The following is a 21,830-nucleotide window of genomic DNA, read 5'->3' as shown; positions in this document are numbered from 1 at the left end:
GCGTCAGAAAAACCGCTGCAAAATCCGGCACATCGCGTCGTTGTTCAGCGCGAACGCGGCCGTTCTGCCGAGGATCGCCGCCGGCGTCTGGACGTAGCGCGACGGCGACACCGCCTCGTGCCGGAACCATTCCTCGGCGTTGGCCTGCGTCACTTCCAGATGGAACTGCAGGCCGAGCACGCGGCTGCCGTCCCAGGCGAACGCCTGCTGCGCGCAGGCCTCGCTCGTGGCCAGACAGACCGCGCCTGGCGGCAGCGCGTAGGTGTCGCCATGCCAGTGAAAGCCGGTGAAGCGCGCCGGCAGGTCGGCGAACAGCGGGTGCGCGCGGCCTTCGGCGGTCAGATCGAGCGCGTGCCAGCCGATTTCCGGCTCGGCGTTGCGCGTCACCGCGCCGCCGAGCGCATCGGCGATCAGCTGCGAGCCCAGACAGATGCCGAGCACGCGGCATCCGGCGTCGATCGCGGTGCGGATCAACGCCTTTTCGGCGCGCAGCCATGGGTGCGCGTCGTGTTCGTAGATGTTCATCGGCCCGCCCATGACGATCAGGGCGTCGAATTCGGAGACCTCCGGCACGGGCTCGCCGGCATACAGGCGGTGGCCGGTCACCGCGTGACCACGCGCGGCGAGCCACGGCCCGATGCAGCCAAGGTCTTCGAAATCAGCGTGTTGCAGCCAGTGGATGCGCATGGTCGGGTCCTGATCGGGAGGGCGGCAGCGGCTTGGCTTTGGGTCTGGAGGCAGCTTGCGCGGCCTTCGCGTCATCGCCCGGCAACAGTTGGCAGATATCTTGCTTTAATCACACTGTCTCTTCTCGACTTAACCCGGCTCCGGCCGGGTTTTTTGTGTCTGGCGATGCCACGGCAGGTCGCCGTTATGATGCTCGCCGTGCGCGGCGCGCCATCGCCATCGCCAACGCCTTTGCCATCGCCTCACTGATCCGTTTCCCCGCCGCTTCCACCGTTCGAGCCTTTTGATGATGCTTCGCCTGCTGCCGCGTGTCGTGCTCGGTGCCGTGCTGCTGCTCAATTCCTGTGCGCTGCTGTCCCAGCCCGGTGCAGGCGCGACGGTGGCGACGCTGCAGGGCGCGGCGGTTGACGAACTGAGCGGCCTGACCGTCTCCCGCGCCGATCCGACCGTGCTGTGGGGCCATAACGACAGTGGCGACGGCGCGGTGCTGTACCGCATCGGCTTCGATGGCGAAGATCTCGGCAGCACGCGCATCCCCGGCATCAGCGCGATCGACTGGGAAGACATCGCCGCGTTCGACTGGAACGGCAAGCCGGCGCTGCTGATCGCCGATGTCGGCGACAACAAGGCCAACCGGGTCGCCGTGACCCTGTACGCGGTGACCGATCCCGGCCGGAGCGGCGACGCCAAGCTGCTGTGGCAGCTCGATTTCCACTATGCCGATGGCCCGCGCGACTGCGAATCGATCACCGTCGATCCGGTGGATCACGCGGTGATCCTGCTGACCAAGCGCGAGTACCCGCAGCGCCTGTACCGCCTGCCGCTGCCGACCGCGACGCCGCCGGTCGGTGTCGCCACGCCCGAGCTGCTCGGCGAGGTCCGCAGCATTCCACGGCGCTCGCCGCTCGATCAGATCCTGCATCCGGGCATCGGCGCGTTCTTCGGCCAGCCGACGGCGCTGGACCTGTCGCCGGATGGCGGCCGGGTACTCGTCGTCACCTACAAGGACGTGCTGCTGTATCGGCGCGCGCCGGGGCGGTCGTGGGTCGAGACCCTGAACCAGACGCCGGAAGCGCTTGCCTACGGCCACCTGAAACAGGCCGAGGCCGGCACGTTCGCGCCGGACGGGCTGTCGCTGTTCGTCTCCAGCGAAGGGCTGAACGCGCCGCTGGTGCGGCTGCCGGTCAAGCCCTAGCGCTCGACGGCAGCAGCTCAGCGCGTCGCCACCCAGCCGAGCAGGGCGGCACCGAGCGCGATGCGGTAGACCGCGAACGCGGTGAAGCGGTGGGTCTGGATGTAGCGCAGCAGCCATTTCACCGCGACGAACGCGACGACGGCCGACACCCCGAAGCCGACGGCGACATTGCCCCAGTTCTCGCTGCCGCCTCCCGCCTTCAGCTCGCCGTACAGCTCGTAGGCGCTGGCCGCGTACATCGTCGGGATGCCGACGAGGAACGCGAATTCGGTGGCCGCCGCGCGACTGGCGCCGCCGATCAGCATCGCCGCAAAGATGGTCGAGGCCGAGCGCGAAGTGCCCGGAAACACGCCGGCCACGACCTGCGCGATGCCGACGACGATCGCCACCGTCCACAGGATCTGCGTCTGGTCCGGCCGCTTGCCGGCGAACCATTCGGCCGCGAGCATCCAGACGCCGCCGATGATCAGGGCCCAGGCGATTGGCGTGATCTCCTCCGGCAGCTTGAAGCCGAGCGTCTTGACGATCAGCCCGAGCACCACGGTGATCAGGAACGCAACGCCGAGCTTCAGCACGTAGTCGCGGTTTTCCGGCTGCGAGAGGCCGGTCGCCAGCGACCACAGCCGCGACCAGTAGATGAAGGTCACCGCGAGAATCGCGCCGGCCTGGATCACGATGTTGAACAGGTCCGAGCGGGCGCCCAGACCGAGCTGCTCGGCAATCAGCAGATGGCCGGTCGACGAGATCGGCAGGAATTCGGTGATGCCTTCGATGATGCCGAGCAGGATGACTTGCAGGAGATCGTTCACGGACGAGGTCTGGATGGGGCTGGACAGCGGGAGGGTCATCGGACGACACGAGCATCGTGCCGGGCAAGGCCGAGGCGATGGCCGATAATGCGCTCCGGAATTCTCCGGGCGGCGCACAGGATACGGGACGAACGATGACCAGCACGCAGCCACAGGAAGCCCTGACGCCGCTCGCCGGCGTGGCGCTGGTCACCGGCAGCGCCAGACGCGTCGGCGCGGCGATCGTCGAGCGCCTGCACGCGGCCGGGATGAATGTCGTCATCCACTGTCGGCAGTCGCAGGATGAAGGCACGGCGCTGGCCGCCCGCCTGAACGCGATCCGGGCCGATTCCGCCATCGTGCTGCATGCCGAGCTGGCCGACGATGCCGCCGTGGCGCAGCTCGCGGTGGACGCGCACGCGCACTGGGGCCGGCTCGACGCGCTGGTCAACAATGCCTCCGGCTATCGCCGCACGCCGATGGGATCGATCACCCCGGCGCTGTTCGACGAACTGATCGCCTCGAACTTCAAGGCGCCGCTGCTGCTGACCCAGGCCTGCCTGCCGCTGTTCGGCGAGCGCGCGGCGGTGGTCAACATCCTCGACACGCTGGCCCGCCATGCCCGGACCGGCTTCGCGCCCTACAACGCCGCGAAGGCCGCGCTGTGGTCGCTGACCGAGACGCTGGCGGTGGAGCTCGCACCACGCGTGCGCGTGAATGCGGTGGCGCCCGGGCACATCCTGTGGGCGGAAACGACCAACCTGACGGCGGCGCAGCAGGCCAAGGAGCTGGCGCAGATCCCGATGGGCCGCCTCGGCGAGCCGGACGAGATCGCCCGCGCAGTGGCGTTCCTGCTGTCGCCGGCCTCGGCCTATCTGAATGGCGTGATCCTGCCGGTGGATGGGGCGCTGCGGCTCGGCGCGTAGGGCAGGCTCACGGCGCGCCGATGTGGCCGGCACGCCGTGCAGGCACGGCTAGTTGCGCTGAAACTCGATCCGCTGCTCGCCGGTCACGCCACCGTCTTCGCCGTAGCGGCGTTCCGCGAACAGCGTGCGGCCATCGGCGCCGATGATCACGATCTGGCTGGCGCGCGTGCCGTAACCGGGCAGGCGGATGAACGCGGTCGACAGCACGCGCTCGCGCTCGATGCCGACGCCGGTGTTCGGCAGCGCGGCGTCATCCGGGCGGTGCTCGTCGGCCAGCGCGGCGTACAGCGGCGCCAGATCCAGATTCGGTGCCGTCGGGTCGTTCGCCGCCAGCCAGGCGGACAAGGCCGCGCTCAGCCGCGTGGTCTTCGGCCACGGCTGGTCGAACGCGCCGTTCGACAGGCCATGCACGCCCGGGGACACCGTTTCCCAGCGCGGCTTCAGGCGATTGGTCGCGACGACCAGCTCCTCGCCATCCCACAGCAGCAGGTTGAACGGCCCGAAGTCGTTGCCGTCGACCCGGCGCAGCTCGGCGTAGCTGACGGCGAGGTCGTCGCCGGTCAGGAATTCGCGCACCAGCCCGCCGCGGGACTTGAGCCCGCTCGGCGGCACCGGTTCGCGGACGTTGGTCACCGCGGCAAGACGCGGCCGGCGCCGGTCGAGCGCCAGCCAGCCGCCGCCTTCGACCAGATCACGCCCGCCGAGAATGTCCGGCAGGCCCTCCCAGGGCGCCAGCGGCGCAGTGGGCCGCGCGTGGAATTCATCGCGATTGGCGATGAGCACGAGCGGGGCCGAGGGGTGGGCGTTCCAGGCGAAGGCGATCAGGCACATGGGGCGGAATGATGCCTGATCGGGGTCGGGATCGGCACCGTTGCCATTGAAATCACGACAGATGCCGCCAAAAAGGGAACAGCGGGTGCTGCGTTCCGAGGATCGTGACGGCCGGTTGCACCGCCGCCCACCCGGCACGCCGGCCGCCGCTGCGTCAGGATGGCGTCGCTGCACTCACACGAGCCCCGGAGGCCGGATGCCGACCCCGTACGAGCTGGACCAGCTGCGCCGCATCGCGCGCTGGCGCGACACCCCGCCGGACCTCGTCACCCAGGCCTTCGGTCGCGCGCTGTCGCCGGCGGCGCAGGCGGTGCAGCGGGCGATCCCGGCGGACTGGTTGAAATCGGCACTCGATCAGGTGCAACGCACCGCCGCCGTCGTCGCCGATCGCCGCTCGATCCTCGATCGCGCCGGCGTCACCGATCTATCCGCGCTGCGCACGCAGGATCTGGCGCGCTGCGACCAGGTGGCCGGGCATGTCCGGCGTCGCGGCACAGTGCTGGCCGGCGGTACCGGCGCCCTGTTCGGCGTGGCCGGTGCCGCCGGCATGATCGCCGACGTGCCGACGCTCTTGGTGCAGACCTTCCGCGTCATCCACCGCACCGGGCTCTGTTACGGCGAGGATTGCAGCGAAGACATCGCGCGCCTCGTGCCGATTGCCGTGTTCGCGATGGCCTCCGCCAACACGCTGGACGAAAAGCGGGATGCGCTGGCGGCGCTCGAACACGACGTTTCAACGCGCGCCGCCGCCGTCCGCGACGGCCTCGAGCGCACTGCCGAACGCGAACTGGCCAAGGAAGCCGCCGTGTTCAGCCTGACCAACCTCGCCGGGGCGTTCACCCGCCGCATGGGCCTGCGCAAGGCCGGCAGTGCGGTGCCGGTGATCGGCGCGCTGGTCGGCGGCGCGGTCAACGCCTGGTATCTGAACGAAGTCGCGGAAGCGGCGAAAGTCGGCTTCCAGCTGCGCTGGCTGCAGCGGCGCTATCGCGGCACGACGCCGGAAGCCTTGCTGGCTTTGCCGGCAGCGCGAGACGGCGCAGCGTGATCGGCGTGCATTTATCCTGATCCGTCGTCAACTTGACGGAATCGGTGCTCATCGTGCCGGGAGCAGCGCCTTTTCCAGCCGCAGCCCATCGGCGCCGTCATCGTAATAGCCGGGCAGGGTCCGGGTTTCGGCATAGCCCAACCGGGCGTACAGCGCGCGGGCAGCCGCGTTGTCCGCGCGTACTTCGAGCGTTGCCGTCGTGCAGTCGGCATTCGCCGCGTCGGATTCCATCGCGGCGATCAGCCGCTGAGCGAGCTTCAGCCCACGCGCTTCCGGGGCGACGACCACCGAGTAGATGCGGGCGGCGCGGCTGCCGGCGCGGCGCAGCCAGATCAGGTTGCCGACGACCGTGCCGTCGCGCTCGGCGATCCAGACGTTCGCGCTCGGCACGCGCAGGAAGCGGCGGATCGAGCGGATCGTCATCCGGTCGGACGGAAAGATCGCCTCGAGCGCGAGGATCGCGGCGGCATCGGCAGGACGAGCGCGGCGAATCAGGCCGGGCGCTTTTTCAGCTGCGTTGGCAGTCACGTCGACGGCATCCGCCATCGGCACGAATCAGTGCGGCGTGACGCCGCCGCAGCCACCGCCGGCGCAGGCCACCTGCTCGATCTGCACGGTGGCGTGGACATCGCCATAGCGGGCATGCAGGCGCTGCTGGATCGCGGAGAGGGCGGCGTCGCGGTCGGTGCCTTCGGCGAGCACGGCGTGCATCGTCATCACCGGGTGCTTGTCGGTCAGCGACCAGGCGTGCAGGTGGTGAATGCCGGTGACGCCGGGCACGCTGGCCGCGAGATCGAGCGCGACGGTTTCGGCATCCAGATCGTGCGGCGCGCCTTCGAGCAGGATGTGGGCGGATTCGCGGGTGACGCGCCAGCCGCCCTTCAGGATCAGCAGCGCGACGAAGCCGGACAGGATCGGGTCGATCGGCGTCCAGCCGGTCAGCATGATCGCCACCGCTGCCGCCGCTGCTGCGGCGGAGCCGAGCAGATCGCCCAGCACGTGCAGCATCGCGCCGCGCAGGTTCAGCGAATCCTCGCCATCGCGCAGCACGAGGAAGCTGACGAGGTTCGCGGCAAAGCCGAGCAGCGCGACCAGCAGCATGGTGCTGCCGACGACCGGCTCCGGCACGATCAGCCGCTGGATCGATTCGACGACGATCCAGCCGCTCAACACCAGCAGCGCCAGCCCGTTGACGAACGCCGCGAGCACTTCGTAGCGGGCGCGGCCATACGAGAACAGGGCGTCGGCCGGCTTCTTCGCGATGCGCAGCGCGACCAGCGCCAGCAGCAGCGAGCCGGCGTCGGTCAGCATGTGCACGGCGTCGGCGATCAGCGCCAGCGAGCCGGAAACAACGCCGCCCGCGACTTCGACGACGCAGAACACCGCCGTGATGATCAGCGCCCAGCGCAGCCGCGTCTCGTTGCTGCTGCCGTGGTGGTGGCCGTGGCCGTGGCCATGGCCATGGCCATGACTGTGACCATGTCCGTGGCGATGGTCGTGCGAATGGGCCTTGGCCGCCGGCTTTGCCTTGGCGGCAGCGGCCGGCGCGTGCGCGTGGTCGTGCCCGTGATCATGCGAATGCCCGTGGTCATGCCCGTGGCCGTGGCCGTGGCCGTGGTCGTGATCATGACCGGCGTGCGGATCGCGGGGCTGGCTCATGGCGCGGGGCGTGGCGACGTCGACCGCCGGATCAGAGATCGCTGCCGATGCGGACCACGACCCGGCCCTGCGCCTTGCCGGCGACCAGTTCTTCGGCCACGGCCGGCACGTCGTCGAGCGTCACCGTGCGCGGGGCGATCAAGGTGGTCAGGCCGTTCGGCTTCCAGTCGCCAGCAAGGCGATCCCAGATCGCCAGACGCCAGCTGCGCGGGCATTCCACCGACCAGATGCCGAGCAGGCTGACGCCGCGCAGGATGAACGGGATGACCGTGGTCGACAGCGTTGGCGCCTGCGCCAGACCGATCGCGCCGATCGTGCCCCAGGGCTTCACGGTGCGGGTGAGGTAGGCCAGCGTGTCGCCGCCGAGGTTGTCGACGGCGCCGCCCCAGCGCGCGGTTTCGAGCGGCTTGCTGCCGACATCGAGCGTGTTGCGGTCGACGATCTCGTCGGCACCGAGGTCACGCAGATACTTTTCGGCGCCCGGCTTGCCGGTGATCGCGGCCACGGTGAAGCCGGCGCGCTTGAACAGCGCGATCGCGATCGAGCCGACGCCGCCGGTCGGACCGGTGACGGCGATCGGGCCCAGATCCGGCGTCTGGTGGTTTTCGAGCATGCGGCGCAGCGCGAGCGCCGCGGTGTAGCCGGCGGTGCCGAGCGCCATCGCCTCGTGCAGGCTCAGGCCTGGCGGCAGCGGCACCACGGCTTCGGCCGGCACGCGGGCGTATTCGGCAAAGCCGCCGTCGAACACTTCGCCGACATTGCCGCCGGTGACCACCACGGCATCGCCCGGCTTGTAGTCCGGCACTTCGCTGCTGACCACCGTGCCGGACAGGTCGATGCCGGCCACCTTCGGGTAGCCGCGCATGATCTTGCCCTTGCCGGTCACGGCCAGGGCGTCCTTGTAGTTGATCGACGAGTACGCCACGCGGATCACCACCTGACCGGCACTGAGATCGCTCAAGGTGATCGCTTCGAGCCGCGCCTCGGTCTTCTTGTCGACCTGATGGATGCGCAGGGCCTTGAACGTCGCGGGCACAGAAGTCATCGGAGGGATTCCGGCAGGGTAGGATCGGGCACCTATTCTGCCCGACTTCCCACCCTGAACCGATGCCGCAATACACCCGCAACCCGCCGCTGCGAAAAGCCGGAATGGCTGCCGACCCGATGGCCCAGTTCCGCCTCTGGCTCGATGCCGCGCACGAGATCGGCATGATCGAACCGACCGCGATGACCCTGGCGACCGTCGACGCCGATGGCCGCCCGTCCGCCCGCGTCGTGCTGCTGAAGGGTCTGGAAGCCGACGGCCTGCTGTTCTACACCAACTTCGAATCGCGCAAGGCCCGCGCGCTGGCGGCGAATCCGTTCGCCGCCGCGACGTTCTGGTGGGATCGGCTCGAACGCAGCGTGCGCTTCGAAGGCGGGATCGAACAACTGACGCCCGCGGAATCCGAGGCCTACTTCCGGACCCGCCCGGTCGGCTCGCAGATCGGCGCGGTGACCTCGCGCCAGAGTCAGGTCGTCGACAGCCGCGAGACGCTCGATGCCCGACTCGCCGACAACGAGCGGCAGTTCGCCGGCGGCGTCGTGCCGTTCCCGACGTACTGGGGCGGTTACCGGCTGACGCCGACGGTCATCGAGTTCTGGCAGGGCCGCGACAACCGCCTGCACGACCGGCTGGTCTATCGCCGCGGCGAAGCGGCGGGCGCGTGGAACCTGGTGCGGCTGGAGCCGTGAGCGGCGATGCGGCGGTCGCCGGCTTGACCGGCCCTGCGAATGAGCTGATCACGAGGCTTGGCCTCGAACGGCATCCGGAAGGCGGCTGGTTCCGCCGCATCCACACCGCGGAGCAGGTTGTCGACACCGGCCACGGGCCGCGCGCCCGCGTCACTTCGATCCACTACCTGCTCACCGCGGACGAGCCGATCGGCCGCCTGCACCGCAACCGCTCGGACATCCTGCATTACCTGCAGGGCGGCGGGCCGGTGGAGTACACGCTGCTCGACGCGCACGGCGTGCTGCGGCGCGAAACGCTCGGGTTCGGGCCGGGCCAGTCGCTGTTCCTGTTCGTGCCGGGCGGCGTCTGGAAGGCCTCGCGGCTGATCGGCGACGCGCGCCACGCGCTGGTCTCCGAAGCCGTCGTCCCCGGCTTCGACTTCGCCGATCACGCGTTCGGCGCCTCGGACCTGCTCGTCACCTATCCGCAGCATGCGGACGCGCTGCGCCCGCTGCTCCGGCCTGACTGACCGGCATTCGGCGTTAATCGGGGTCTGACCCCAATTATTGGGCAGGCCGATAATTGGGGTCAGGTACAGATTGATTGGCGGTATAACCGGCGGTCTGGATCGACCGACAGATTTCCACCGAGCACGGTTCCCCGCGTCTCGCCACCCGCCGTCAGCGCAGCGAGATCACCGGCCAGCCGCGGGCTACGGCTTCGGCGCGCAGCACCGGATCGGCATCGACGGCGTGCGGGTGGTGGACGAATTCGAGCAGCGGCAGGTCATTGCGCGAGTCGCTGTAGCCGCTGAGGCGCTCGAACTTCACCGGGTGCGCGTCGAGCCACTGCTGCAGGTTGCTGACCTTCGCTTCGCGAAAGTTCGAGCGGGCGATGCGGCCGGTGAAGCGCTCGCCGTCGCGTTCCGGTTCGGTCGCCAGCAGGTGCGGCACGCCGAGGTGTTCGGCAATCGGCTCGACGATGAAGCGGTTGGTCGCGGTCGTGATCAGCAGTTCGTCGCCAGCGGCGCGGTGCCGGTCCAGCAGCGCCGGCGCGTGGGTCGAGATCACCGGCACGATCTGTTCGGCGACGAAACGGTTGCGCAGCGCCAGCAGCCGGTCGAGCGGATGGTCCATCAGCGGCCGCAGCGAAAACGCCGCGAACTCGTGAATGTCCAGCGTGCCGGCCGCGTATTCGTCATAGAAACGCTGGTTTTCGCGGGTGTAGTACTCGCGGTCGACCAGGCCGTTGGCGACCATGAACTGGCCCCAGAGGTAGTCGCTGTCGCCGTTCAACAAGGTGTGATCGAGATCGAAGACCGCGAGATTCATGACGGGACTGGGCGTTCGGAGTGGCGAGGGTGACCGGCGCGGCAGTTTGCCGCAGGCAGGACCCCTATGAAAGAATCCTCCGTGAATCTTTCATGGCACCCGCTCCCAAGTGATTGACGCCGATGGCTTTCGTCCGAACGTCGGGATCATCCTGACGCATGCGGACGGCCGCGTGCTGTGGGCGAAGCGCATCGGCCAGGACGCCTGGCAGTTTCCGCAGGGCGGCATCAAGTTCGGCGAATCGCCGGAAGCGGCGCTGTATCGCGAACTGGAGGAAGAACTCGGCCTGCTCGAAGAGCATGTCGAATGCCTTGGGGTCACCGCCGGCTGGCTGAGCTATCGCCTGCCGTCGCGGATGATCCGGCGCGGTCGCCGCCCGCTGTGCATCGGCCAGAAGCAGAAGTGGTTCCTGCTGCGACTGACCGGCTGCGAATCGAAGGTCTGCTTCACCCGCACCGACAAGCCGGAGTTCGATCACTGGCGCTGGGTCGACTACTGGCACCCGCTGAGCGAGGTGGTGTCGTTCAAGCGCGAGGTCTATCGCGGCGCATTGAAGGAGCTGGCGCCGCTGATCGGTGCGCCGCCCCAGCCGGGAACCGCCGGTCCGACCGGAACGGTCGACCGGGTCGGCAACCCTGCTCCGTAGTCCCGCTCCATAGTCCCACTCAGTAGTAGCGGTACTCGACACCGCCCTGCACCAAGCGCGGCGCTCCCGGCACGATGCCGCGGGTGCGTTCGACGATGTAGGTGTGATCGAACAGGTTCTTCACCGTGAAGAACACGCCGAAGCCGGTGTTCGGCACCGTGTAGTTCAGCGCCAGGTTCCACACCGTTGCGCCGGAGATCTTGCCGCTCAGGCCGTTGCCGTTCGCCGCTGGCGTGTCGGTGTTCGCGAAATCGCTGAACTGCTGGCCGATGTAGACCGCTTCCAGTCGGCCTTCGAAACCGCCGCTGTGGCTGTAGCCGAGCGTCGACGTCACGGTGTGACGCGCGGCATACGGCAGACGGCGACCCGGCGCCGAGCCGGCGACGGCAGCGCCGTTGACCACTTGGGTCAGCGTGTTCTTCTGCTCGGCGGTCGGCAGGGCCGTCCACGCCAGTTCGAAGAACGGGTTGTGCGGCCCTTTCAGCCAGCGGCCGAAGTCGGCACGGCCGCTCAGTTCGAAGCCCTGGTACAGCGTTTTGCCTTCCGCCAGCGGGACGCCGCCGGCGATGCTGCCGACCGCGATCTGGTTGTTGAAATCGTTGCGGAAATAGGTGCCTTCGACGCTGATGCCGTGGATCGGCCGCGACCGCACGCCGGCTTCGAAATTGACGCTCGACTCGGCCCTGACGTCGACCGCGACCCCGCTGTTGTCGACGATGTCCTCGGTGCGCGGCGGCGCGAAGCCCTTGTGGACGCCGGTATAGAACGTGGTCTTGTCGGTCAGCGCGTACGAGCCGCTGAACGAGTACAGCACGCGGGTCAGATCGCTCTTGCCGTCAGCGCCGGTGAGGGCATTGGTTCGCTCGTAGTTGACGTGCTCGACGCGAATGCCCGGCGCGAACGTGAATGCGCCGATCTTCACTTCGTTCTGGGCGTAGCCGCTGACCGCATCGGTATCGCGCTGATTGTTCTCGACGACCGTGCCGTTGCGGGCCGTCGGGCTCGTGCCGTTGACCTGCAGCCGATCCTGGGTCTCGAAGTGGTAGCGGACGCCGGTCTGCAGCGTGTTGTCGAGGCCAAACGCGGTGTACGGCAGGGTCAGGCGCGGTTCGATGCCGGCGTTGTAGTAGTCGCGCAGACGGCCCTGCACGGAATTGCAGGCGTTGGAATCGACGGCCGCGCCAGCGAGGCGGGCATCGCGGAAGGCGGTGCCGCACTGGGTATCGGTGGTCGTCGAACTCTGGCGCCACCAGTCGCGCGAAAAGTTCGCGAAGTAGAGGTTCGTGGTCAGGCGCGCGCGGCCGATCGTCCAGTCATCGGTCAGCGATGCGCCCCAGCGGTAGGCATCGAAGTAGTCGTTCTCGAACGGGTTGTAGCGCGCGCCGAAGTTGCGGTATTCGGCGTCGGTCAGGCCCGAATAGCTGACCTGCGAGTTCTCGCGGTAGTAGTTGCCGCGGGCGATCAGCGTGTGGTCCTTGGTGACCGCGACCACGCCCTTGTAGTTGACGTCGTCGATCGCCAGATCGGTGTTGTCGCGGGCGCCATTGGACTGCTTGCGCACGTAGTCGAAGCGATGGCCGCCGAGGCTCACCGAGCCGTGGCCGGCAAAGTAGTCGCGATTGCCGCCGGCCAGCGACAGTTCGCCGCTCAGGTCCTGGCTCGGGATCGGCGTGATGTAGTTGATGACGCCGCCGATGGTCTGCGGGCCGTACAGGTTCACGGCCGCGCCCTTCAGCACTTCCACGCGGTCGAAGCGTTCGATCGGCGGGTGGTAGTAGCTGGCGTTGTCACCGTAGACGCCGTAGGTGACCGGAATGCCGTCCTCGAGCAACAAGACCTTGGTCGAGCGCGACGGATTCAGGCCGCGGATGCCGATGTTCGGTCGCAGGCCGAAGCCTTCCTCGTCGCGGACATTGACGCCCGGCAGCTTGCGCAAGGCCTCGGACGTGGTGAACACGCGGCTGGCGCGCAGGGTGTCGGCATCGAGCACTTGCGCCGATCCGGCGGTCTTCGCCAGATCGTCCGGCTGGCCGATGATCGTCACGGCCTTCAACACGACCGCCGTTTCGGACTTGCCGGCCGTGTTGACCGCGACTTCGACGAGATCGCTGCCGGCGTCGTCGGCAACGTCGTCAGCGCGGGCCGGAGCGGCGATGTCCGCGGCGGTGGCCGACGTCGATACGGCGAGGACCAGCCCCAGCCAGCCTGCGTTCTGCATGTTCCTTCTCTCTTTCTGCATGTTCCTTCTCTCTATTGTTGTCTGTCGGACGCCGTGATGGCGCCGCGATCGGTATGTCGTGTCGAGCGCCCGGACCGGCGGGGCACGTCACGATGCCGACGATTGGTGCTGCAAATGAGAACCGTTCGGCATTGGGTAACGTTACCCGATGCGATATCGATTGACAATCATTCTCATTACGCTTTAACTTTCGTCCCATGATCATCTGCGTCTGCAAAGCCGTTTCCGACAAGACCATTCGCCGCTCGGTCGAGCAGGGCGATGTGATCTCGCTGCGCGACCTGAGCCGCGAGACCGGGCTGGGCACCTGCTGCGGCAAGTGCGTGCCGGCAGCGCGGTCGACCCTGGCGCAGGCGCTTTCGGCGCTGCCGACGGCGTCGGCGATGAATCTGGACCTCGGCATGCCGCTCGGCGCGCAGGCCGCCTGCTGACGCAAGCCCTGCGCGGCGTGATCGCCGCGAATCGCGAATCACACGCAAAAGCGTTCGAAAGAACAGCAAAAACAACAAGTTAATCTTGTTGTCGCCGGGTGGCTTGCCTATACTGCGAGCACTTTCCAACCCGGACCAGATCATGCGCGGCGACGCCAAAGTCATCGAATTCCTGAACCAGGCGCTCAAGAACGAGCTGACCGCGGTCAACCAGTACTTCCTGCATTCCCGGATCTTCGGCAACTGGGGCCTGAAGAAGCTGGAGAAGTACGAGTACGGCGAATCCATCGACGAGATGAAGCACGCCGACAAGCTGATCAAGCGCATCCTGTTTCTCGACGGTCTGCCGAACCTGCAGGATCTCGGCAAGCTGTTCATCGGCGAGGATGTGAAGGAAATCCTTGAGTGCGACCTGAAGCTCGAATATCTCGCGCACCCGCTGTACCGCGATGCCATCGCGCACTGCGAGCAGGTCAAGGACTACGTCACCCGCGAACTGCTGGTGGCGATCCAGAAGAGCGAGGAAGAGCACATCGACTGGATCGAGGAACAGCTCGGCCTGATCGAGAAGATCGGCCTGCAGAACTACATGCAGTCGGCGATGGGCGAGATCGGCGAAAGCTGAACCGCTGCCCCATCGGGGCCGCTCCGCTGCCACGAAAAAGCCCGCCATCAAGGCGGGCTTTTTCGTGAGTCCCGGTCGTTCGGAACGACCGTCGTCCGGACCGGCGTGCCGATCAGAACGGCTTGACGATCACGAGGATGACGATCGCCACCAGCAGCACGGCCGGCACTTCGTTGATCAGGCGGTAGAACTTGTGGCTCTTCGTGTTCGCCCTGGCGGCGAACTTGCGGATCACCGACTTCAGCCAGCCGTAGTAGCCGGACAGCAGCAGCGCCAGCAGCACCTTCGGGTGCAGCCACTTCATGTCGACGTAAACGGCCTTCAGATAGGCCGGTTCGGCGGCGAGGATCGTCGCGATGCCGAATACCCAGGTGCCGATCATCGCGATCAGGCCGATGCCGTACAGCTTGCGCTCCATGGTGACGAAGCGTTCGTGGCCGGCGTCGTCGGTGACGTCGCAGTGATAGACGAACAGGCGCGGCAGATAGAACAGCGCCGCGAACCACGACACCATGAAAATCACATGAAACGCCTTCATCCAGAGCATTGCGCGCGCCATCACTTGTGGGGATGGCGCACGGTATCATCGTCGCCCCCGTTCTGTGGGCAGAGGGCGCGCGCGTCGTGATCGAAGTCGGAATCGTCGGTGGTACCGGGTACACGGGTGCCGAGCTGCTGCGGCTGCTGGCGCTGCACCCGGGTGTGCGCCTGCGCGTGCTGACCTCGCGCGCCGAGGCCGGCAAGCGTGCCGACGCCTGGTTCCCGCATCTGCGTGGCCGGGTCGATCTGAGCTTCTCGGCACCCGATGACGACGCCCTGTCGGCCTGTCAGGCCGTGTTCTTCGCCACGCCGCACGCCACGTCGATGAAGCTGGCACCGGCGCTGATCGCGCGCGGCGTCCGGGTGATCGACCTGTCCGCCGACTACCGGATCCGCGATGCCGAAGTGTTCAAGCGCTGGTACGCGCACGATCACGCCAGCCCGGAACTGCTCGAAGAAGCGGTCTACGGGCTGCCGGAAGTGAATCGCGACGCGATCCGCAGCGCCCGGCTCGTGGCTGCGGCCGGCTGCTATCCGACCGCGACGCAGCTCGGCTTCCTGCCGCTGATCGAGGCCGGCCTGATCGACACCTCGAACCTGATTGCCGACTGCAAGTCCGGCGTCAGCGGGGCCGGGCGCGAGGCGAAAGTGGCCTCGCTGTTCGCCGAAGCGGCGGACACGCTGATGGCCTACGGCGTGGCCGGGCATCGCCATTTGCCGGAAATCGAGCAGGGCCTGCGCCGGGCCGCGAACGCTCCGGTGCGGCTGACCTTCGTGCCGCACCTCACGCCAATGATCCGCGGCATTCACGCCACCCTGTATGGCACGCTGCGGAAGACCGATGTCGACCTGCAGGCGCTGTTCGAGGCGCGCTACCGCGATGAGCCGTTCGTCGACGTGCTGCCGAAGGGCGCACACCCGGAAACGCGCTCGGTGCGCGGCTCCAACCTGTGCCGCATCGCGGTGCATCGTCCGCAGGGCGGCGCCACGGTGGTGGTGCTGTCGGCGATCGACAATCTGGTCAAGGGTGCGGCCGGTCAGGCCGTGCAGTGCTTCAACCTGATGTTCGGTTTCGACGAGCGCGCCGCGCTCGACACGATTCCGCTCGCGCCGTAAGCGCGGCAGCGGCCGGATCGACTGCCGATGGCCGACTCGCGTCACCGCATCGTCATCACCACCGATCAGCCGGCTCGACGCCGCGTGCTGGTCGTGGTGTCGGTCGTGGCGCTGCTGCTCGGCGCGTTCGGCCTGTATCGCTACACGCGGGCGACGACGGTGTCGGATTTCGCCGCCGCCACCAGCGAGCGTGATCGCCTGATCGAAGAGCGCCGACAGCTGACGCGCGACCTCCGCGCCGCCCGGGCGCAGGCCGAGGCGCTGCGCGATCAGGTGGCCTACCTGAGCCGCTCGCAGGAAATCGATGGCAGCGCCTGCAAGGCCGTGAAGCAGTCGCTGACGCAGCTGCAGGCGGAGTCGTCCGATCTGCGCGAGCAGCTCGCGTTCTACCGCGGCATCGTCTCGCCGCAGGAATCGCAGGCCGGCGTCCGCGTCTACGAGTTCCGGGTGAGCAAGCTCAGGACGCCGGCGAACAGCTATCGCTACGACCTCGTCTTCATCCAGCCGGTGCGCAGCGAGAAGCGCGTGGGCGGCTCGGCCGACCTGTCGATCGAAGGGCTGCGCAATGGCCAGAAGCAGACGCTGAAGCTGTCCGAACTCAGCGTTGACGGCACCCGAAATCTGTTATTTTCGTTCAAGTATTTCGAGGAATTCAGCGGCCAGCTGCGTTTTCCGGAAGGTTTCCGCCCGCTGCGCGCCACAGTGGCGCTGCAACCCGCTGGCGAGGGTCAGCCCCCGATCGAAGACGAGTACGAGTGGGCGAAGATTCTTCAGGAGGACGAAGGTTCATGAAAGGCATGTTCGGCTCCGGAGCCAGTTCCGGCAGCAAGGGAGGCACGGTCGACACGCTGATCGGGCGCCAGACCGAAATCCTCGGTGATGTCCGCTTCGCCGGCGGTCTGTACATCGATGGCCGGATCAAGGGCATGGTGTCGACCGGCACTGCCGACGGTTCGGCGACGCTGTCGCTCAGCGAGACCGGCGTGATCGAAGGCGATGTCCGCGTGCCCAACGTGGTACTCAACGGCACCGTGATCGGCGACGTCCGCGCCAGCGAAAAGCTGGTGCTGAACGCGAAGGCCAAGGTGACCGGCACGGTCTATTACAAGGTCTTGCAGATGGAGCCCGGCGCCACCATCAATGGCCAGCTGGTGCACGACACCGGCGACGTGCCGGCGCTGACGCACCAGAAGGCGCAGGATGGCAAGTCGGAAACCGCCGTACTGGATCTTCAGGACGCGCGGCGCAGCAAGCACGGCTGATTCAGCATTCCGGCGCGGCGCCTCGGGCGTCGCGTCGAAACCCAAGGCCCGACAACGGGTCCGGAACGTGGAGAGTGGCGATGGATGGCAACGACAGTGCAGTCATGGCGGAACCGGAAGTGGTGTTCACGTCGGCGGCGGCCAGCAAGGTCCGTGAACTGCTCGACGAAGAGCAGAATCCGGCGCTGAAGCTGCGGGTGTTTGTCTCCGGCGGCGGCTGCTCCGGCTTCAAGTACGGTTTCACCTTCGACGAAACGCTGGAAGACGGCGATCTCGCGGTCGAGAACGGCGGCGTGACTCTGCTCGTCGACCCGATGAGCCTGCAGTACCTGATGGGTGCCGAGATCGACTACAAGGATGATGTCGACGGCGCGCAGTTCGTGATCCGCAATCCGAACGCGACCACGACCTGCGGCTGCGGATCGTCGTTCTCGGTCTGAAGCTGCCGCATTCCGGTCCGCCGCATCGGCGCGGACCGGGCAGTGGAAGGTGCCGCGTTTCAGTGCGAAGCGCGCGCCAGCACCATCGAACCCAGTGCGGCGAAGCGCCTCGCGCCGGTGACCGCCGGCAGGTTGCCACTCAGGCCGTTGACCCGTCGCATCGCCAGCCAGGCGAACGCCGCGGCTTCGATCCACTCCGGTGCCAAGCCCGCGGCATCCGTGGTTTCGACCACCACCGACGGCAGTTCCGCCTGCAGCAGGCGCATCAACTCGCCGTTCCGGGCGCCGCCGCCGCAAACCATCACGCGGGCCGCATCCGGGATTTCCGCGCGAATGGAATCGGCAACCGAACGCGCCGTGACGGCAGCCAGGCTGGCCTGCACATCGTGCGGCGCCAGCAGGGCGAGCCCGGGAAACCGCCGCCGCACCCAGTCCAGCCGGAAATAGTCACGGCCCGTGCTCTTGGGCGCCGGCAGGGCGAAATACGGATCGCCCAGCAAGGCGTCGACCAGTGCCGCGATCGGTTGACCGGACGCGGCGAAGCTGCCGTTGGCATCGAAGGGCTGGCCGCGCTGCACTTGCATCCACTCGTCAATCAAGCCGTTGGCGGGGCCGGTGTCGAAGCCACGCACCGGGCGTCCGGAAGCGCCCGGGAGCACCGTGATGTTGGCGATGCCGCCGAGGTTCAGCACACAGCGCGCTTCGCCGAACTTCGAGAAGACGGCCTGGTGGAAAGCCGGCACCAGCGGCGCGCCCTGCCCGCCGAGCGCCAGATCGATGCGGCGGAAATCGGCGATGGTGGCGATGCCGGTGGCCGCGACGATGCGATTGGCATCGCCGAACTGCAGGGTCAGCCGCGCCGGGCCGTCGTGGAACACGGTCTGGCCGTGGCTGCCGATGGCGGTGATGGCACCGGCATCGACGCCGCTGGCGGCCAGGATGGCGAGCGCAGCGTCGGCGAACGCATCACCGACCGCGGCATCGAGCGCGCAGAACTCGCGCATCGACAATTCGGGCTGGTCGATCGAAAGCTGCAGCAGCCGAGCCCGCAGTTCGGGCGCGTAATGGTGCTGATGCGTCGCCTTGAGGCCGACGAAGCGATCAGCCTCGAACTCGGCGATGACAGCGTCGATGCCATCGGCGCTGGTGCCTGAAATCAGGCCGAGGTAGTGCTCGGACATCGCCGGTTGCAGCGCCGCGCGAGCTTCAGCGGTTCAGGCTGGCGACGCTGCGGTTGCTCAGTTCGTCGATCTTTGCGACCAGCGGCGAGGTCGTCTCGCGGAACTTGGCGAGCACCGACGGATTCAGCGGAATCGCGCGCGGAAGGCTCACGGTAACCGGGTTCTGGTGGATGCCGTTGACGAGGAATTCGTAGTGCAGATGCGGCGCGGTGGCCAGACCGCTCTGACCGACGAAGCCGATGACCTGGCCCTGACGCACCTTGGCACCGACCTTCACGCCCGGCTTGAAACGCGACAGATGCGCGTACAGCGTTTCGTTCTGGCCGCTGTGCCGAACGACGATGACATTGCCGTAGCCCTGCTTTTTCCCCATGAACTCGATCTTGCCGTCGCCGGTCGTATGCACCGGCGTGCCGGTGGCGGCGGCGTAATCGACACCCTTGTGGGCGCGGATGATGTTCAGGATCGGGTGCAGTCGCTTCAGATTGAAGCCGGAACTGATGCGGACGAAGTCGACCGGCGTGCGGATGAACGCCTTGCGCAGCGACTGGCCATCCGGCGTGTAGTAGCCGGCACGACCTTCCGGGTCGACGTAGCGCACGGCGCGGTAGGTCTTGCCCTGATTGCTGAACTCGGCAGCAAGGATGTCACCTTCGCGCAGTTTCTTGCCGTCTTTCAGGATGTTTTCGTAGACCACTGCGAAGCGGTCGCCTTCCTGCAGATCCTGAGCGAAGTCGATGTCGTAGCCGAAGATGTCGGCGAACTCGAGAATCATGCGATCCGACAGGCCCGCCTTGCGGCCATCGGCAAACAGCGAGTTGCGGATTTCGCCGACGCTTTCGGCCGGCCGACGCTGCAGCGCGGCGGTCAAGGTCGTCGACTCGTAGCCGACGCCGCGACGGCGCACGCTCAGGGTGCGGGTTTCATCTATCGCGTAGGTCAGCTCTTCGAGCCGGCCGGACACGATCCGGAGATTCAGGGCATCGCCGGCGCGGAGCTTCTTCAGGCTGCTGCTGTCGCCGCCAAGACGGGTCATCAGCAGGCAGTCCTGCGGCGGCAGGCCCGCGTCTTCGAAGATGTTCGACAACGTCTCGCCGCGCGCCACGATCACGCGGGTCCACGCGGCCGGCTCGGGGACCGCGAGCGCGTCCGTCACCGCGTTCTGGATGATGTCTTCGAATGCCGGGTTCGGGACGACCGGCAGCGGAATCTTTTCCGGCTGCACCACGCGACCCGCGCTGGCCACTTCGGCGATGCTGGAAGTCGGGCGCAAGCCAACGACGGCAGCGGCGGAAACCCCGAGGAATGCGGCGATGACGCCGATCCTCCGCAGTGACGAGACCCTGGCCCCGCCTGCGGAGCTATAATCGAAAGGCATATTTTTTCCACGAAAACAAAGGTTGACCGGTACCACGTCGGTTGGTGGATCGCGCTTTATTTTCGTTGGTTTGCTGATCCCGACAGCCGTAACAAAACACAAAAAGCCGCGATTGGCAATTTTTCACATCATCCCGATAGCGAAAGCCTGCAGTCGCGCCAGCTATCCGCAAAATTCACGCCGTCTTCGGGCTGGCGATGCGAGACCCCAGTGAATATCGAAGAGATCGAGCGCGGTACCGACGAAGTCATCCCGCAGGCGGACCTGCATGCCAGGCTGGAAAAGGCCGCAGCAGAAGGAAAGCGGCTCCGGATCAAGGCCGGCTTCGATCCGACGGCCAAGGATCTGCATCTGGGCCACACGCTGCTTTTGAACAAGTTGCGGGCATTTCAGGAGGCCGGACACGAAGCAATCTTCCTGATTGGCGACTTCACCGGGATGATCGGAGACCCGACCGGCAAAAATGAAACACGGAAGCCGCTGACGCGCGATCAGGTCGAGGAGAATGCGAAGACCTATCGTGAACAGGTGTTCAAGATTCTGGACCCCGAAAAGACCACGATCGAGTTCAACAGCCGCTGGCTCGATGCCCTCGGCACCGAGGGCATGCTGAGGCTGGCTGCCCAGCACACCGTCGCCCGCATGATGGAGCGCGACGATTTCTCGAAGCGCTTCCGCGACAACCAGCCGATCGCGATCCACGAGTTCCTCTACCCGCTGCTGCAGGGTTACGACTCGGTGGCGCTGAAGGCCGACGTCGAACTGGGCGGCACCGATCAGAAGTTCAACCTGCTGGTGGGTCGGCAGTTGCAGCAAAGCTACGGCCAGAAGCCGCAATGCATCATGACCGTGCCGATCCTCGAGGGGCTCGACGGCGTCCAGAAGATGTCGAAGTCGCTCGGCAACTACGTGGCACTGAATGATGCTCCGAAGGACATGTTCGGCAAGATCATGTCGGTGTCGGATCAGCTGATGTGGCGTTACTACGACCTGCTGAGCTTCCTGCCGTTGACCGAGATTGCTGCCTTGCGCCAGTCGATCGTCGATGGGGCCAACCCGCGTGATGTGAAGATGGCGCTCGGCGTCGAACTGGTCAGCCGCTTCCATGGCGCCGGGGCCGGAGAAGCCGCCAAGGCTGAATTCATCGCCCAGTTCTCGCAGGGCCAGCTGCCGGAGAACATTCCGGAAGTGCTCATTGCGGTTCCGGAGGCCGGGATGGCGCTCGCCGCCCTGCTCAAGGAAAGCGGTCTCGTCGCCAGCAATGGTGAAGGCAATCGAATGATCGACCAGAAGGCAGTGAAGGTCGATCAGCAGCGAGTCGAGGACCGCGGCCTGATGCTGAAAGCGGGTGCCACGTATCTGCTGCAAGTCGGCCCGCGACGCTATGCAAGGGCAACGCTGACTGCCGCGTAAACGGGCATGGCCGCGCCGGCTTTACGGTGCCGTTGCCGGCATATCGCGGCGTTGAAACAAACCCGCAAGAAATCGTTGACAGGGCGTCGGACTGCCCTATAATTCGCCCCCTCGCAGCGGCCACCGTTGCGGGGGTTGGGAAGGAAGAAGGAGTCGGCGCTTTCGGGGTTCATCGGAAAGAGTTGACAGGGGATGAAAGTCCTCTATAATTCGCCTCCCTGCTGACGGGCCTGACGCGAGACGCGGAAGCCCAGAGGCCTGATCTTTAACAGAATAACAAGTGATTTTTGTGGGTGCTTCCGGGTGCTTGGCAGCAAGCCAATGCATTACGGAGCATCGATGAAAGCAGTAAGAGCCCATCGATCGCTCTATGGCCTTGAAGA

The 21,830-nt window shown here is 66.8% G+C and carries 24 protein-coding genes; 13 read left to right on the top strand and 11 right to left on the bottom strand.

Going from position 1 to position 21,830, the window contains the following annotated elements; all coding sequences use genetic code 11:
• Positions 1-3: 3 nt before the first annotated feature.
• On the bottom strand, positions 4-687 hold the full coding sequence (locus QZ951_RS09520; RefSeq protein WP_293000317.1) for a type 1 glutamine amidotransferase: 684 nt from the start codon (positions 685-687) through the stop codon (positions 4-6).
• A gap of 286 nt (positions 688-973) precedes the next feature.
• Here QZ951_RS09520 and QZ951_RS09515 point away from each other — a divergent pair, with 286 nt between their 5' ends.
• Positions 974-1,882, top strand: coding sequence for a hypothetical protein (locus QZ951_RS09515; RefSeq protein ID WP_293000316.1), 909 nt, complete (start codon positions 974-976; stop codon positions 1,880-1,882).
• 17 nt (positions 1,883-1,899) lie between these two features.
• On the opposite strand, the gene QZ951_RS09510 is transcribed toward QZ951_RS09515, so the two are convergent.
• Positions 1,900-2,691: an undecaprenyl-diphosphate phosphatase gene (locus QZ951_RS09510; RefSeq protein ID WP_293000315.1), complete on the bottom strand. Its 792-nt coding sequence runs from the start codon at positions 2,689-2,691 to the stop codon at positions 1,900-1,902.
• Between the two features lie 134 nt (positions 2,692-2,825).
• On the opposite strand from QZ951_RS09510, the gene QZ951_RS09505 reads away from it, so the two are divergent.
• The gene (locus tag QZ951_RS09505; RefSeq protein ID WP_293000314.1) at positions 2,826-3,596 is read left to right on the top strand and encodes an SDR family oxidoreductase; all 771 of its coding nucleotides are present in this window, start codon (positions 2,826-2,828) and stop codon (positions 3,594-3,596) included.
• Positions 3,597-3,644: 48 nt separating this feature from the next.
• Here the strand turns inward: QZ951_RS09505 and QZ951_RS09500 are convergent, their stop codons facing one another.
• On the bottom strand, positions 3,645-4,427 hold the full coding sequence (locus tag QZ951_RS09500) for an NRDE family protein (protein ID WP_293000313.1): 783 nt from the start codon (positions 4,425-4,427) through the stop codon (positions 3,645-3,647).
• A gap of 196 nt (positions 4,428-4,623) precedes the next feature.
• Between QZ951_RS09500 and QZ951_RS09495 the strand changes: the two genes are divergently transcribed.
• Positions 4,624-5,472: an EcsC family protein gene (locus QZ951_RS09495; protein ID WP_293000312.1), complete on the top strand. Its 849-nt coding sequence runs from the start codon at positions 4,624-4,626 to the stop codon at positions 5,470-5,472.
• Positions 5,473-5,520: 48 nt separating this feature from the next.
• Here QZ951_RS09495 and QZ951_RS09490 read toward each other — a convergent pair whose 3' ends face one another.
• Genes QZ951_RS09490 through QZ951_RS09480 form a run of 3 tightly spaced genes read right to left on the bottom strand, consistent with a single transcriptional unit; the run spans position 5,521 to position 8,176 of the window.
• Positions 5,521-6,000 carry an N-acetyltransferase gene (locus tag QZ951_RS09490; RefSeq protein ID WP_293000311.1) on the bottom strand — a complete coding sequence of 160 codons (480 nt, stop codon included), beginning with the start codon at positions 5,998-6,000 and terminating at the stop codon, positions 5,521-5,523.
• Positions 6,001-6,027: 27 nt separating this feature from the next.
• Positions 6,028-7,131 carry a cation diffusion facilitator family transporter gene (locus QZ951_RS09485; RefSeq protein WP_293000310.1) on the bottom strand — a complete coding sequence of 368 codons (1,104 nt, stop codon included), beginning with the start codon at positions 7,129-7,131 and terminating at the stop codon, positions 6,028-6,030.
• Between the two features lie 31 nt (positions 7,132-7,162).
• Complete coding sequence (locus QZ951_RS09480; RefSeq protein ID WP_293000309.1) at positions 7,163-8,176, bottom strand: acryloyl-CoA reductase; 1,014 nt, start codon at positions 8,174-8,176, stop codon at positions 7,163-7,165.
• A 62-nt stretch (positions 8,177-8,238) separates the two neighbouring features.
• Between QZ951_RS09480 and pdxH the strand changes: the two genes are divergently transcribed.
• Both pdxH and QZ951_RS09470 read left to right on the top strand, forming a co-directional pair.
• Positions 8,239-8,865, top strand: a complete 627-nt coding sequence (gene pdxH, locus QZ951_RS09475) for a pyridoxamine 5'-phosphate oxidase (RefSeq protein WP_293000308.1) — start codon at positions 8,239-8,241, stop codon at positions 8,863-8,865.
• A gap of 23 nt (positions 8,866-8,888) precedes the next feature.
• Positions 8,889-9,374, top strand: coding sequence for a cupin domain-containing protein (locus QZ951_RS09470; protein ID WP_293000307.1), 486 nt, complete (start codon positions 8,889-8,891; stop codon positions 9,372-9,374).
• Positions 9,375-9,525: 151 nt separating this feature from the next.
• Here the strand turns inward: QZ951_RS09470 and QZ951_RS09465 are convergent, their stop codons facing one another.
• Entirely contained in the window at positions 9,526-10,176 is a 651-nt protein-coding gene (locus QZ951_RS09465) for an HAD family phosphatase (protein WP_293000306.1), read from the bottom strand.
• Positions 10,177-10,285: 109 nt separating this feature from the next.
• Between QZ951_RS09465 and QZ951_RS09460 the strand changes: the two genes are divergently transcribed.
• On the top strand, positions 10,286-10,822 hold the full coding sequence (locus QZ951_RS09460) for an RNA pyrophosphohydrolase (protein ID WP_293000305.1): 537 nt from the start codon (positions 10,286-10,288) through the stop codon (positions 10,820-10,822).
• 19 nt (positions 10,823-10,841) lie between these two features.
• On the opposite strand, the gene QZ951_RS09455 is transcribed toward QZ951_RS09460, so the two are convergent.
• Positions 10,842-13,040, bottom strand: coding sequence for a TonB-dependent receptor (locus QZ951_RS09455; protein ID WP_293000304.1), 2,199 nt, complete (start codon positions 13,038-13,040; stop codon positions 10,842-10,844).
• A 218-nt stretch (positions 13,041-13,258) separates the two neighbouring features.
• Here QZ951_RS09455 and QZ951_RS09450 point away from each other — a divergent pair, with 218 nt between their 5' ends.
• Together QZ951_RS09450 and bfr are read left to right on the top strand one after the other, a co-directional pair.
• The gene (locus tag QZ951_RS09450) at positions 13,259-13,492 is read left to right on the top strand and encodes a (2Fe-2S)-binding protein (protein WP_293000303.1); all 234 of its coding nucleotides are present in this window, start codon (positions 13,259-13,261) and stop codon (positions 13,490-13,492) included.
• Between the two features lie 142 nt (positions 13,493-13,634).
• Positions 13,635-14,117, top strand: a complete 483-nt coding sequence (gene bfr / locus QZ951_RS09445; RefSeq protein WP_293000302.1) for a bacterioferritin — start codon at positions 13,635-13,637, stop codon at positions 14,115-14,117.
• A 112-nt stretch (positions 14,118-14,229) separates the two neighbouring features.
• On the opposite strand, the gene QZ951_RS09440 is transcribed toward bfr, so the two are convergent.
• Positions 14,230-14,664, bottom strand: coding sequence for a CopD family protein (locus QZ951_RS09440; protein ID WP_366943857.1), 435 nt, complete (start codon positions 14,662-14,664; stop codon positions 14,230-14,232).
• Between the two features lie 77 nt (positions 14,665-14,741).
• On the opposite strand from QZ951_RS09440, the gene argC reads away from it, so the two are divergent.
• From argC to erpA, 4 genes are all read left to right on the top strand, one after another.
• Positions 14,742-15,773, top strand: coding sequence for an N-acetyl-gamma-glutamyl-phosphate reductase (gene argC, locus QZ951_RS09435; protein ID WP_293000300.1), 1,032 nt, complete (start codon positions 14,742-14,744; stop codon positions 15,771-15,773).
• Between the two features lie 27 nt (positions 15,774-15,800).
• Positions 15,801-16,565 (top strand): DUF6776 family protein, encoded by a 765-nt coding sequence (locus QZ951_RS09430; RefSeq protein WP_293000299.1) that lies wholly within the window; start codon positions 15,801-15,803, stop codon positions 16,563-16,565.
• Positions 16,562-17,035, top strand: a complete 474-nt coding sequence (locus QZ951_RS09425; RefSeq protein ID WP_293000298.1) for a polymer-forming cytoskeletal protein — start codon at positions 16,562-16,564, stop codon at positions 17,033-17,035. The genes QZ951_RS09430 and QZ951_RS09425 overlap by 4 nt, the downstream gene beginning before the upstream one ends.
• 80 nt (positions 17,036-17,115) lie before the next feature.
• Entirely contained in the window at positions 17,116-17,475 is a 360-nt protein-coding gene (gene erpA, locus QZ951_RS09420) for an iron-sulfur cluster insertion protein ErpA (protein ID WP_366943856.1), read from the top strand.
• A gap of 59 nt (positions 17,476-17,534) precedes the next feature.
• Here erpA and QZ951_RS09415 read toward each other — a convergent pair whose 3' ends face one another.
• Positions 17,535-18,656, bottom strand: a complete 1,122-nt coding sequence (locus tag QZ951_RS09415) for an anhydro-N-acetylmuramic acid kinase (RefSeq protein ID WP_293000297.1) — start codon at positions 18,654-18,656, stop codon at positions 17,535-17,537.
• 25 nt (positions 18,657-18,681) lie between these two features.
• On the bottom strand, positions 18,682-19,929 hold the full coding sequence (locus tag QZ951_RS09410; protein WP_293000296.1) for a peptidoglycan DD-metalloendopeptidase family protein: 1,248 nt from the start codon (positions 19,927-19,929) through the stop codon (positions 18,682-18,684).
• A gap of 315 nt (positions 19,930-20,244) precedes the next feature.
• Here QZ951_RS09410 and tyrS point away from each other — a divergent pair, with 315 nt between their 5' ends.
• The gene (gene tyrS / locus QZ951_RS09405) at positions 20,245-21,447 is read left to right on the top strand and encodes a tyrosine--tRNA ligase (protein ID WP_293000295.1); all 1,203 of its coding nucleotides are present in this window, start codon (positions 20,245-20,247) and stop codon (positions 21,445-21,447) included.
• Positions 21,448-21,830 lie beyond the last annotated feature (383 nt).

The organism is Nevskia sp., assembly GCF_021732705.1.
Taxonomy (GTDB): Bacteria; Pseudomonadota; Gammaproteobacteria; order Nevskiales; family Nevskiaceae; genus Nevskia.
The sequence above is the reverse complement of the archived record's forward strand: the minus strand, read 5'-3'. Positions and strand labels throughout refer to the sequence as shown.